Below are 12755 nucleotides of genomic sequence, written 5' to 3'. Positions count from 1 at the left end.
GCGCGCGTTGCACGACCCGATTTGCCCCCCACTATCCGTACCGTCAGGAGACCTCGATGATGAAACCCCTTCGCCCGTTGCTCTCGATCGCCATCGGCTGCGCGCTCGCCGCCGCCGCGCACGCGGACGACGCCAGCCCGACGCTGAAGAAAATTCGCGATACGGGCGTCGTCACGCTCGGCGTGCGCGAATCGTCCGTTCCGTTCTCGTACTACGATCAGCAGCAACAGACGATCGGCTACTCGCAGGAGATCGCGCTGAAGATCGTCGATGAAATCAAGAAGGAGCTGAAACGGCCGAACCTGACGGTCCGCGAGATTCCGATCACGTCGCAGAACCGCATTCCGCTCGTGCAGAACGGCACCGTCGATCTGGAGTGCGGCTCGACCACGCACACGAAGGAACGCGCGAACCAGGTGTCGTTCTCGAACAGCATCTTTCAATACGGAATGCGCCTGATCGTGAAGAAATCGTCCGGCGTGAAGGACTTCCCCGATCTTGCCGGCAAGACCGTCGCGACGACGGCCGGCACGACCGAGGAACGGCTGCTGAGGCAATGGAACGCCGAGAAAGGCATGTCGATGCAGATCATCAGCGCGAAGGATCACGCCGATGCGTTCCTGAACGTCAAGAACGGCCGCGCGGTGGCGTTCTTCATGGACGAGCCGCTGCTGTACGGCGCGAAGGCGAAGGAGGCGAATCCGGGCGACTACGCGATCACGGGAAATTCTCCGGTATCCGAAGCGTATGGCTGCATGCTGCGCAAGGACGACCCCGGCTTCAAGCAGCTCGCGGATCGCGTGATCGCGCGGATGCAGCGCTCGGGCGAGGCCGAGGCGCTGTACGTGAAGTGGTTCAACCGGCCGATTCCGCCGAAGGGCGTCAATCTCGACTATCCGTTGTCGGCGGACATGAGGAAGTTGTTCGCGAATCCGAACGACAAGGCGCTCGATTGAGCGGGCGGGCGATCGTGCCCGCGAACGCGGGATGACCTCGATCGGGCCCGCCTCGCCGATCAGTGGCGGTGATGATGCTTGCCGTGATGCTTGCCGCCGCGATAGCCGCGATCGTAGTCGTCGTTGTAAGAGTTCGAGCGCGAGATGTTGCCGCCGAGCGCAGCGCCCGCGCCGCCGCCGACGGCCGCGCCGATCAGGCCGCCGCTGCGGCCGCCCATCGCGTTGCCGGCCGCGGTGCCCGCGCCGCCGCCGAGCGCGCCGCCGATGATCGCGCCCGTGCGCTCGCGGCGATTCGACGTGACCGCGCCGCCCGCGCCGCCGCCGACCGCCCCGCCGATCACAGCCCCCGTGCTGCCGCCCACGGCGCCGCCGACCGCCGCGCCGGCCACGCCGCCGAGCGCGCCGCCGAGCGCGTTGTTCATGTCGCCGGCGACGGCCGGCAGCGACGCCGCAGCGGCCAGCGCCGCGACAGCCATGATCTGGATGAGTTTCTTCGACATAGTTGACAGGTCTTGTTTCGTTTTGGATTTGAAGCAGCGCCGAGTATACCGGGGCGACGAAAGGCATCTGTTGCCTTTCGGCACGAAGCTGGTAAGAGATGTAACAAAGTGATCGGGCCGCGTTGCGGCGGCGTGGGCGCGGTGACGGGCGGGCGCCGTCGCCTTTCGCGTCCGCTTCCGCGCCAACCCGACCCGCGCGTTCGTTCGAACGCTCGTCAACCGCCGGTCTGAACGCAGTCGTCGATCACCGCGACGCGCGCCCGCTGCGACGCGTGCCCGGCTGCGCCGCCCCCGGCGAACGGATGCACGGGCGAATCGGTCTCGCGCCACGCATGGCGTTTCAGCAGTTCCCAATAGCCGCCGCGAATCACGAAGCCGCCGCATTTCCGCGCGTAAGCGCCGCGCCGCATCCGATATGCGCGCGGCAGGTGATACCACGGCAGCTTCGGCAGATCGTGATGCACGAGGTGATAGTTGTTGTTCAGGTACAGCATGCGCATTGCGAGGCCCGCCTCGTTGATCGCGATGCGCGCCTTCGGATGCTCGGCCGCGCGATGCTCGTACAACGAACGAATCATCGCGAGCGACTGCGCGGGCCACGTGATCGCGAGCAGGTAATACCACCACGGCACGCCGATCGACCATTGCAGCCACGCGAGCAATGCGGCAACCGACGCGACGTGCGCGGCCCACATCGGCGCATGGCGCCAGTCGCCGCGGCACCACGCGCGCAGCGCGTCCGCGCCCATCGCGGCGACGCTCGCGGGCGGCCCGACGACGAGCCGCCCGACGAAGCTCTTGCGCGCGCGCCACAGCGCGCGCCGCCAGCGCGGCAGCCGCGCCCATTGCGCGAGCGGCACGTAATTGCTTTCGGGATCGATGCCCGGCGCAGTCAGATCTTCGTCGCGATGATGTTCGAGATGCATGTCGCGATACAGCGTGTACGGATACCAGACCGCGAGCGGAGGATAGCCGAGCAGCTTGTTCACGCACGCGGAACGCGTCGGATGGCCGTGCAGCAGCTCGTGCTGCAACGACATGTGCCACGCGCACAGCGCGATCAGCAGCGGCGTCGCGGCCGCGAGCGGCAGTTGCCCGGCGCGCACGCCCAGCAGCACGCCAAGCCAGCCGCCGTAGATCACGAAGATCAGCAGCCAGGTCGGCCACTCGGTGCGCGCGGCGAAGCGATCGCCGAGCGCCTCGATCTCGCGCGCATGATCTACATCGAAATATTCGGCCATGTTCCGGTGGTGACGGCGGCCGAACGTCGACAAGCGCGCGGACGACAACGACGTCTCCCGCGGCACGCACAGCCCAAGCGTGCACCGTAACCAGTCGCCGCGGCCGGACCAACCAATGGATTCGCATTTGCTTATGCGTCGCGGCGAGCGTTCGATGTGGCGAAATCGCAAAAGGCGGCGCGGCGAATCGGTTCCGCCGGGCGCGACCGGGGCGGCGATGCGTTTGCGGCGCCCGGCAAGCGGCGGGCGAGCCGCGCGCGTGATGTCCGGAAATCCGTAGAATGGCCGCATGACTCGATGGCTCGCCGGATTGCCGATGTACAACGTGACGCCGCGGCACGCCGCGCTGTGGCAATCGCTGCTGCGCGACGCGCTGCGCGCGTTCGCGCGCGCGGGCGGCCCGGCCGGCGTCGCGCTGCTCGGCGAGCCGTCGGGCGCGCCTTTCGGCGAGTTGCTGCCGCTGTGGCGCCGCGACGATCTGCTGCTGTCACAAACGTGCGGCTATCCGTACCGGATGCTCGGCGTCGGCGATGCGGTCCATCTGATCGCGACGCCCGTCTTCGACGCGCCCGGCTGCGACGGGCCGCGCTATCGAAGCATGCTCGTCGTGTCGGCCGATGCGCACGCGCGCGGCGCGACGACGCTCGCCGCGTGCCGTGGCCTGCGCGCCGCCTGCAACGGCGACGATTCGCACAGCGGAATGAACGCGTTACGTCATGCGGTCGCGCCGCATGCGCGCGGCGGGCGCTTCTTCTCGGCGGTCGTGCGTACCGGCTCGCATCTGGATGCACTGCGCGCGCTCGACGCGGGCGGCGCGGATCTCGCCGCGATCGATTGCGTCACGCTCGCCTACGTGCGCGATGCGCTGCCCGGATTGCTGCGGCGCGTGCGGACCATCGGCGCGACGGCGGCCGCGCCGGGCCTGCCGTTCGTCGCATCGCGCGCGCTTGCCGACGAACACGCCGCCGCGCTGCGCGATGCGCTCGATGCGGCTGCCGCGATCGATGCCGAACGCGCGCGCGTGCTGCGGCTGCGCGGCTTTGCGCGACTCGCGCCCGATGCCTATGCGCAGATCGAACGATTCGAGCGCGAGGCGGCCGCGCTCGGTTATCCGGTGCTTGCGTGACATGTAACGTGCGACGTGCAATGCCCGGCGCGCGCTGCCGATCAACACGGTGAACATGACCGTGATCGCCCGCGCCGTGGCCGCGTGACGCACAGCCGCTGCGCGTCAACGCAGCCCATGCCGGCGCGCCGCGTCGCGCATGCAATCGACGAGCATCGCCGCAGCCGGCGTGAGCGGGCTGTCGCGGCGCGTCACCACCTGCACGGACACGGCCGGCAGCGCCTCGCGTATCGGCAGCACGGCGATGTGATCGCGCGACCATTCGACGCCGAGCAGTTGCTCGGGCATCGACGCAATCAGATCGGAGCCCTGAATGAGACAGTGCGCGATCGCGTAGCTCGGGCACTCGACGACGCGCGCCGGCGCCGGCAGGCCGTGCTCGGCGAAACAGTTGAACATCAACTGCGTCGAGCTTTCGGGCGACGGATTCATCAGCCAGTCGGCATCGACGAGATCGGCGAGCGACGTCGCAGATGCGAGCGGATGACCCTTGCGCGCGACGATCACGTGCCGGCTCGCATACAGCGCCGAGTGATCGAACTCCGCGGCAAGCAGCTCCGGCACCACCACCGACACGGCGAAATCGAGTGACCCGTCATGCAGCTTCGGCAACGCGACGCCGGGAAATCCTTCGACGATGCTCACGCGCGCGCGCGGAAACCGCCGGCGAAACGCACGAAATGCGTCCGGCAGGATCGTCACCGCGGCGGCCGGCGTGATCGCGGCGGCGACGGCGCCCGTCGTCGCGCCCTGCGCCTGCTCGATATCGTCACGCGCGCGCTGCATCTCGGCAACGATCAGGCTCGCGCGCACCTGGAGCTGCTGGCCGAAGCCGGTGAGCTGCACGCCGCGCGCGGTGCGCACGACAAGCGACACGCCGAGCGCGAGCTCGAGCTCCTTCACGGCCTTCGTCAATGCGGCGGGCGACACGTTCAGCCGGCGCGCCGCCGCGCGGATGCTGCCTTCGTCGGCCACGGCGACGAACGCTTTCAACTGATGATATTTCATGGGAAAACGCGCGGTTCGAAGAAGCCGCTCATCGGCTGCGCCCCAGCGGATCAGGGTGTTCCCTAGAGGCAACCTGCGGTGAGCACCAACGCAATTTATCAGCTTATGGTGCGCAAAAAAAATTCATATGCTTCGTCGACCTGTCCGCGCACGCGCGCCCCCACGCTCCACGAGGAAACAACATGCATTCCGACCCGTCCGAGAATCCCGTCATCGCCGGCATCGCCGCGATCGCGCCCGAGCTGATCGACGTGCGCCGCCGGATCCACGCGCACCCCGAGCTCGCGTTCGAGGAGACGCTCACGAGCGATCTCGTCGCCGAGCTGCTCGCCGGTTGGGGCTACGACGTGCATCGCGGGCTCGGCAAGACGGGCGTCGTCGGCGTGCTGCGCGAGGGGCAAGGCGCGCGCACGCTCGGCCTGCGCGCGGACATGGACGCGCTGCCGATCGCCGAGGCGACGGGCCTGCCGTATGCGAGCCGCCACGCGAACAAGATGCATGCGTGCGGACACGACGGGCATACCGCGATGCTGCTCTGCGCGGCACGCCACCTGGCCGCGACGCGCCGGTTCTCCGGCACGCTGAACCTCATCTTCCAGCCTGCGGAAGAGAACTTCGGCGGCGCCAAGGCGATGATGGATGACGGCCTGTTCGAGCGCTTTGCCTGCGATGCGATCTTCGCGATCCACAACATGCCCGGGCGCGCGGCGGGCGACATGGCGTTCCGCGCGGGCGCCGCGATGGCGTCGTCCGATCGCGTGACGATCACGCTGCGCGGTGTCGGCGGCCACGGCGCGATGCCGCATTTCGCGCGCGACCCGATGTCGGCGGCGGGCAGCATCATCGTCGCGCTGCAGACGATCGTCGCGCGCGAAATCGACGCGCAGCAGGCGGCCGTGATCACCGTCGGCAGCGTGCAGGCCGGGGAGACGTTCAACGTCATTCCGGAGACCGTCGTGATGAAGCTGTCGGTGCGCGCGCTGAACCCCGACGTGCGCGCGCTGCTCGCGCGCCGCATCGAAGCGCTCGCGAAAGGCCAGGCGGAGAGCTTCGGCGTCTCGGCGGACGTTCAGTATGACTACGGTTATCCGGTGCTCGTCAATCACGCCGAGCCGACCGCTTTCGCGACCGACGTCGCGCGCCGGATGCTAGGCGCGGCGCGCGTCGACGCGGAAGCCGCGCCGCTGATGGGCAGCGAGGATTTCGCATACATGCTCGAGGCGCGCCCCGGCTGCTATGCGTTCATCGGCAACGGCGTCGGCAGCAAGGGCGGCTGCATGGTCCACAACCCCGGCTACGACTTCAACGACGACATCCTCGCGATCGGCGCGAGCTACTGGGTGCGGCTCGCCGAAGCCTGGCTCGCCGCCTGATGCTTTATTGCCGCGCCGTCTCGCGCTCCTCGGGGGTCACATGGAAACGTCCGCTCTCAATTTCGCCGGCGCGCCGGCCGATGCACGCGCCGCCGCGAAGAAGCGGCGTCTGATCGCCGCGGCCGCTGTCGGCAACGCGCTCGAGTTCTACGATTTCACGGTCTACAGCTTCTTCGCGATCCTGATCGGCAAGCTGTTCTTCCCGGTGCACTCGTCGTTCGGACAACTGATGCTCGCGGTCGCGAGCTTCGGCGTGGGGTTCGTCACGCGGCCGCTCGGCGGGCTCGTGATCGGCATCTACGCGGATCGCGCCGGACGCAAGCGCGCGATGATCGCCACGCTGCTCATCATGGCGCTCGGCACCGTGACGATCGCGGCTGCGCCGACCTACGCGCAGATCGGCATCGCGGCGCCTCTGCTGCTCGTGGCCGCGCGATTGCTGCAGGGATTCGCATCCGGCGGCGAAGTCGGTGCGTCCACCACGCTGCTGATCGAGCAGGCGCCGCAGGCGCAACGCGGCTTCTATGCCTCGTTCCAGTTCTCGAGCCAGGGGCTCGCGGCGCTCGCCGGCGCGCTCACGGGCGTGCTGCTGACGTCGACGCTCAGCGCCGCGCAGCTCGAAAGTTGGGGCTGGCGCGTGCCGTTCATCATCGGCACGCTGTTCGTGCCGCTCGGCTACTGGCTGCGGCGCACGATCGACGAAGCGCCGGCGGCCGCATCCGCATCGCAAGGGGACGCTGCGCCGCTGCCGCTCGCCGACGTGCTGCGCCATCACGGCCGGGCCGTATTCGCCGGCCTCGGCATCACGATCGGCGGCACGTCGATTCACTACATCATCGTGTTCTACATGGCGATCTACGGTGTACAGGTGCTGCATCTGCCGGGCTGGCTATCGATGTCGGCGGGTTGCCTCGCCGGCGCGATCCTCGCGGTCGTCACGCCGATCGGCGGCCATCTGTCGGATCGCTACGGTCGCAACCGGATCGTCTGGTGGACGCGCATCGCACTGATGCTCGCGATCTATCCGGCGTTCATCGCGCTGAACCGCTGGCCCGGCGCGGCCTCGCTGCTGTCGATCATCGCGGCGCTCGCGACCGTGCATGCGATCAACATCGGCGCGACGGGCGCGATGCTCGGCGAACTGTTCCCGCGTGCGGTGCGCGCGACGGGCGGCGCGCTCGTCTACAGCGTCGGCGTCGCGATCTTCGGCGGGTTCGCGCAATTCTTCGTCACATGGCTGATCGCCGCAACGGGCAACGCGAACGCGCCCGCGTGGTACGCGATCGGCTGCGGCGCGCTGACGCTGATCGCGCTGGGCTCGATGAACGACAAGGCGGGCAAGCCGCTCGACTGACGTCGCGAGCCTTCGCGCGCGTCCATCGTAACCGTTTCCCCCATCGGCAAACATCGGCCAATCCGGAACGCACTCTTCCATCACGGGCGACTCACGCAACAAATACGGCTAATTACACTGCGCCCGTCGCGTCGCCGCAGACGCCGGGCGCAACCCGGGCCTCCAGCGCGCGCATCTGATCGGCAATGGGAAGATTCGGGAGATCGACATGAACAAGCGCTGGGGGATCGTCGCGCCGGCCGTCGTGCTGGCCGCGGCCGCGCACGCACAGAGCAGCGTGATGCTGTACGGCAAGATCGAGGACGGCATCAACTACACGAGCAACGCGCGCGGCCACGGCACGGTGCAATTGCAAAGCGGCTACGACTACGGCAGCCGCTGGGGGCTGAAGGGCACCGAGGATCTGGGCGGCGGATACAAGGCGATCTTCCAGTTCGAGAACGGCTTCGACGTCAACAACGGCAGGCTGGGCCAGGGCAATCGCGAATTCGGCCGGCAGGCGTTCGTCGGCATCGCGTCCGAGCGCTACGGCACGCTGACGTTCGGCCGCCAATACGATCCGAGCGTCGACATGTTCTCGCCGCTCACCGCGAACGGCAACTGGACGGGCTACCTGTTCGCGCACCCATACGACAACGACAACACCGATTACTCGTTCCGCGTGAACAACGCGGTCAAGTACGTCTCGCCGACGTGGTACGGCTTCACCGCCGAAGGCATGTACGCGTTCAGCAATCAGGCGGGCGGCTTCGCGAACAATCGCCTCTACAGCGCGGCGCTGCAATACCAGCACGGCGGCCTGACAGTCGGCGCGTCGTACGTGAAGATGAACAACGCGCGCAGTGCGGATTCGGCGGGCGCCGTCACGGGCGACAACACGTTCGACGCGTCGTCGCAGCAGAACATCGGCATCGGCGCGACCTACGAATTCTCGAAGGCGCTGATCGGCTTCGCGTATTCGCACGTCGACGTCTACGATCCGACCGCGAACGCGTATTTCACCGGCACGACGCAACCCGCGGGCGAGCGCTGGAAATCGTGGAAGTTCGACAACTTCGAGATCAACGGCCTCTATCATGTGACGCCCGCGTTCTACGTCGGCGCTGCGTACACGTATACGCAGGCGCGTGTCGATTCGACGGTCGGCGCGTTCGATCCGAAGTGGCATCAGCTCAGCATGAAGCTCAACTACGATCTGTCGAAGCGCTCGTCGGTGTTCGTCGAAGGCGTCTACCAGCACGCGATGAACGCGCACACGGGCACCGATTTCGACTATGCGTACATCCCGGGCGCGGCCGACATCGCGTCGGGGCCGAACCAGTACGCCGTGCGGCTCACGCTGCTGCATCAGTTCTGACGGGCGTGGCCGCGAACGTGTGGCGTCGCCCCTTCGCGCAGCTTCATGCGACGTCGTGTGGCGTCATGCGGCGTCGTGCACTCGATGCCGCCATCTTGCGCCTGCGACAAAAGTCGCATATCCGACATCGGGATTTTTCGTCGGACGATCGATACTCGGAGAAAAAGATGAACAAGACGACGATTCGTTTGGCCATTGCGAGCGTGCTGTTCGGCGCAAGCGTCGCGGCTCACGGGCAGGCCGCCGGGCAACCGCTGACGCGCGAGCAAGTGCGGCAGGATCGGGCGCGCTCGGCGCGCCGGCGGTCATCGACCGCGCGACCTACGCGCATCATTGACCTCGGCGCGCACATTGCCTGCGCGCCCCGCGTAACGAGCGCGCCACCGACGCTTCAGCGTTGATGGTCGCTCGCGTTCACTCGGCGATTCGTTCGGCATCCTTCCCGACAACATCCGCGAGACATCCGCATCGCGCACGACGGCGCGATGCGTGACACATCGCCCGCTCCCGCCGATCCGCCTCGCACCTGCTCCCGCGGATGTAGTATCAATACATAGTCGACTACAAAACATTGAAAATATTGACTCTTTCGACTTCGCGTGAGATACAGCGGGTGTTGTTTTGCTACAAGAACGATAACGAACACACTCATAACGGAGACGAAAAAATGTCGGCAAAGCACTTCGGATTCAAACAGGCGATGCTGGTTTGCAGTCTGGCCGCGCTCGCGGGCGCGGCGCTCCCGCCGGCGAATGCTTCGGCTGCCGAAGCATTTGGCTCGCCCGGCGCGACGCCCGTGCGCGGCCCCTCGGCCAAGTCGTTCCTCGGCACGGCGGTCGGCGGCGCGTCACGGGTCTACTTCACCGGCTATCGCGGCATTCTGTCCGAGGTCTACTATCCGGTTCTCGACACGCCGGAGTCCGTCGACCTGCAGTTCCTCGTCGGCGATGCCGGCAAGACCTTCGTCGACGAAGAAAAGCTGCAGGCCTACTCGGCCGCGCAAACGGACGCGCGCACGATGAGCTGGCAGGTGACGACCAGCAACAGTTCGCATAACTGGCAAATCCGCAAGACCGTCTTCGCCGATCCGAACTACAACGCGATCGTGCAGCGCGTCACGTTCACCGCGCTCAACGGCCACAAGGTCGGCGACTTCAATCTCTACATGCTGTCGAAGCCGTACCTCGACAACGCCGGCGGCAACAACACCGCGCAAACGGTGTCCGGCAGCGGCGGCACCGCGCTCGTCGCGAATCACAACAGCCGCTATTCGGCGCTCGTCGCGAGCCGCCCGTGGAAAGTGGTCAACGGCGCCGGCATGACGTCGAACGGCTTCGTCGGGCAGAGCGACGGCTGGACCGACCTGCTCGGCGGCACCGCCGACAAGACGATGGACTGGACGTTCTCGTCCGCGACCAACGGCAACGTCGCGCAGATGGGCTGGATCGATCTCGGCGATCCGGGCGCGACGAGCGTGTCGTTCGACGTCGTGCTCGGCTTCGGCGGCACGCAGGATCAGGCGCTCGGCAACGCGAACACGGTGCTCGGCAGCGATCTCGCCGGCGAGCAGCAGCAGTACGACACCGCGTGGCACACCTACGCGGCGGGCCTGTCGTCGCAGAACGGCGCGGCGGACGACGGCTACTATCTGGCCGCGATGACGCTCAAGACGATGCAGGACAAGAGCAACGGCGCGATGATCGCCGGCATCGGCACGCCGTGGGGCGAAACGCAGGGCGATTCGAACGCGGGCGGCTATCACCTCGTATGGCCGCGCGACCTGTTCAAGTTCGCGAACGCGCTGACGACGGCCGGCGACACGTCGAGCGCGACGAGCGTCGTCAACTATCTGTTCAACACGCTGCAGCAAACGACGGACTGCGGCACCGCCGAATACAACGCATCCGGCTGCGCGCAGGGCTACAGCCGCATCGGGCGCTTCCCGCAGAACGCGTGGGTGAACGGCTGGCCGTACTGGCAAGGCACGCAGATGGACGAGCAGGCGATGCCGATCATCCTCGCGTGGCGCCTCGGCCCGAGCGTGTTCAATCCGTTGTGGCCGAAGATCAAGCTCACCGCCGACTACATCGTCAACACCGGCCCGTGGACGTACCAGGAGCGCTGGGAAGAGAACGCCGGCTATTCGCCGTCGACGATCGCCGCCGAGATCGCGGGCCTCGTCACGGCGGCCGACATCGCCGCGCAAAACGGCGACACGGCGAGCGCCGCGCGCTACCTCGCCGCGGCCGACTACTGGCAGGAGAACGTCGCGGCGTGGACGTACACGTCGAGCGGCACGTTCGGCAGCGGCAGCTACTACATCCGGATCAATCCGGCGGGCCGCGCGGGCGCCGGCACCGATCGCGCGAGCTTCGCGCCCACCGCGGGCCCGGACACGCCGCAGACGCTGACCGTGAAGAACGGCGGCGGCAGCCACGATGCGCGGCGCGTCGTCGACGGCGGCTTCTTCGAGCTCGTCCGGATGGGCGTCAAGCGCGCGACCGATCCGACGATCGTCAACACGATCTCGGTCTACGACAGCGTGCTCGGCCAGACGCTGAGCATCGCGAACGCGCCGGCGCTGTCGCCGAACGCGTGGTTCCGCTACAACTTCGACGGCTACGGCGAGCACAACGACGGCAGCGACTTCGACGGCACCGGCGCCGGCCGACTGTGGCCGATCTTCACCGCCGAGCGCGGGATGGTGGAGATCGCGCGCCAGGGCAGCGGCAACGCGGGCAGCGCGTACTTCTCGACGCTCAAGCAACTGACGACGCCCGAGGGCTTCGTGCCGGAGCAGGTATGGTCGAATTCGACGACGCTGCCCGACGGCTGGGCAGTGACGACGCCCGCCGGCTACGCGCCGGGGCAGCCGACCAAATCGATGGCGCCGCTCAACTGGGCGATGGGCGAGTACATCAGCCTGCTCGCGTCGATCCAGGCGGGGCGCATCGCCGACGTGCCGTCGGTGGTCTGCGCGCGCTACAGCAACTGCGTCGCGCCGCTGCAGAGCGGGCAGGTGTCGGTGGCGGTCAACGTGAACGCGAGCACGCAGCTCGGCCAGCAGATGTACGTGACGGGCAACGTCGCCGCGCTCGGCAACTGGAACACCGATCTCGGCATTCCGGTCGACCCGGCCCGTTACCCGGTGTGGAGCAACACCGTCAACATGCCGGCCGGTCAGGCGATCCAGTACAAGTACTATCGGAAAAACGCGGACGGCAGCGTGACGTGGGAGAACTGGTCGGGCAACCGAGCGCTTCAGACGCCCGCGAGCGGCACGTTGACGCTGAACGATCAGGTGAACTGGTGATGACGTCGCGCACGCGCCGGATCGTGCTCGTTTCGGGCGCGCTGCTGGGCGTGGCGGCGGCGGGCTGGCGCGCAGGACTGCTGTCGAACCGGCATCCGCCGCCCGCCGCAACGCCGGCGCCCGTGCCTGCGCCCGCCGCGCCCGCGGCCGATCGCGCGCGGACAGCGCCGCCCACGCCCGCGCCCGCCCCGCCGAGCCGGCCGCTCGTCAAGGCGCTGCCGCCCATGAAGGTCAAGCCGGGCGGAACGAGCTGGAATCCGGAACCGGCGGCGAAGCCCCCGCCTGTCGAAGCGCAGCGCGGCGGCCCCGACATCGCCGGCGCGCAGCCGCTGCGGCCGCCGCCGTCGGCTTCGCCGTGAATGCCGGAGGCAACGCGCTCGCTCCCGTTCTCACGCGTGCCGCACACGCCCTTCGGCACACGAACAAGGATCGTGGCTTCCCGTGCTCGGCCACGACTCCGCTCGATGCCCTCCGCGCTCTTCCGTTTCGGATGACGAAGCAGCCGGCGCACCGCCGGCATGACGCCC

10 protein-coding genes and 1 pseudogene are annotated in these 12755 nt (G+C 67.8%); 8 read left to right on the top strand and 3 right to left on the bottom strand.

The window, feature by feature from the left end; all coding sequences use genetic code 11:
• The first annotated feature begins 56 nt into the window (after positions 1–56).
• The gene (locus tag WS92_RS03770; RefSeq protein WP_082743855.1) at positions 57–956 is read left to right on the top strand and encodes a glutamate/aspartate ABC transporter substrate-binding protein; all 900 of its coding nucleotides are present in this window, start codon (positions 57–59) and stop codon (positions 954–956) included.
• 59 nt (positions 957–1015) lie between these two features.
• Here WS92_RS03770 and WS92_RS03765 read toward each other — a convergent pair whose 3' ends face one another.
• Complete coding sequence (locus tag WS92_RS03765; RefSeq protein WP_015602942.1) at positions 1016–1456, bottom strand: hypothetical protein; 441 nt, start codon at positions 1454–1456, stop codon at positions 1016–1018.
• Between the two features lie 215 nt (positions 1457–1671).
• Positions 1672–2809, bottom strand: a pseudogene (locus WS92_RS03760) (fatty acid desaturase).
• A 177-nt stretch (positions 2810–2986) separates the two neighbouring features.
• Here WS92_RS03760 and WS92_RS03755 point away from each other — a divergent pair.
• Positions 2987–3823: a phosphate/phosphite/phosphonate ABC transporter substrate-binding protein gene (locus tag WS92_RS03755; RefSeq protein ID WP_059933531.1), complete on the top strand. Its 837-nt coding sequence runs from the start codon at positions 2987–2989 to the stop codon at positions 3821–3823.
• Positions 3824–3928: 105 nt separating this feature from the next.
• On the opposite strand, the gene WS92_RS03750 is transcribed toward WS92_RS03755, so the two are convergent.
• A complete protein-coding gene (locus tag WS92_RS03750) occupies positions 3929–4831 on the bottom strand; it encodes a LysR substrate-binding domain-containing protein (RefSeq protein WP_015603290.1) in 903 nt (300 codons plus the stop codon).
• A gap of 182 nt (positions 4832–5013) precedes the next feature.
• On the opposite strand from WS92_RS03750, the gene WS92_RS03745 reads away from it, so the two are divergent.
• The 6 genes from WS92_RS03745 to WS92_RS03720 all read left to right on the top strand — a co-directional run bounded on the left by WS92_RS03745 (position 5014) and on the right by WS92_RS03720 (position 12587).
• Positions 5014–6204, top strand: a complete 1191-nt coding sequence (locus WS92_RS03745; protein ID WP_059933534.1) for a M20 aminoacylase family protein — start codon at positions 5014–5016, stop codon at positions 6202–6204.
• Positions 6205–6244: 40 nt separating this feature from the next.
• The gene (locus WS92_RS03740; protein WP_059933537.1) at positions 6245–7558 is read left to right on the top strand and encodes an MFS transporter; all 1314 of its coding nucleotides are present in this window, start codon (positions 6245–6247) and stop codon (positions 7556–7558) included.
• A 208-nt stretch (positions 7559–7766) separates the two neighbouring features.
• Positions 7767–8915: a porin gene (locus tag WS92_RS03735; protein ID WP_059933539.1), complete on the top strand. Its 1149-nt coding sequence runs from the start codon at positions 7767–7769 to the stop codon at positions 8913–8915.
• A gap of 167 nt (positions 8916–9082) precedes the next feature.
• Entirely contained in the window at positions 9083–9316 is a 234-nt protein-coding gene (locus WS92_RS03730; RefSeq protein ID WP_009914131.1) for a DUF4148 domain-containing protein, read from the top strand.
• Between the two features lie 266 nt (positions 9317–9582).
• Complete coding sequence (locus tag WS92_RS03725) at positions 9583–12228, top strand: glycoside hydrolase family 15 protein (RefSeq protein WP_059933542.1); 2646 nt, start codon at positions 9583–9585, stop codon at positions 12226–12228.
• Entirely contained in the window at positions 12228–12587 is a 360-nt protein-coding gene (locus WS92_RS03720) for a hypothetical protein (protein ID WP_059933545.1), read from the top strand. The genes WS92_RS03725 and WS92_RS03720 overlap by 1 nt, the downstream gene beginning before the upstream one ends.
• Positions 12588–12755: the final 168 nt, after the last annotated feature.

The organism is Burkholderia sp. MSMB1588 (genome assembly GCF_001546925.1).
Taxonomy (GTDB): domain Bacteria; phylum Pseudomonadota; class Gammaproteobacteria; order Burkholderiales; family Burkholderiaceae; genus Burkholderia; species Burkholderia humptydooensis.
Note: the sequence above shows the minus strand (reverse complement) of the source record. Positions and strands in the feature narration are given on the sequence as shown.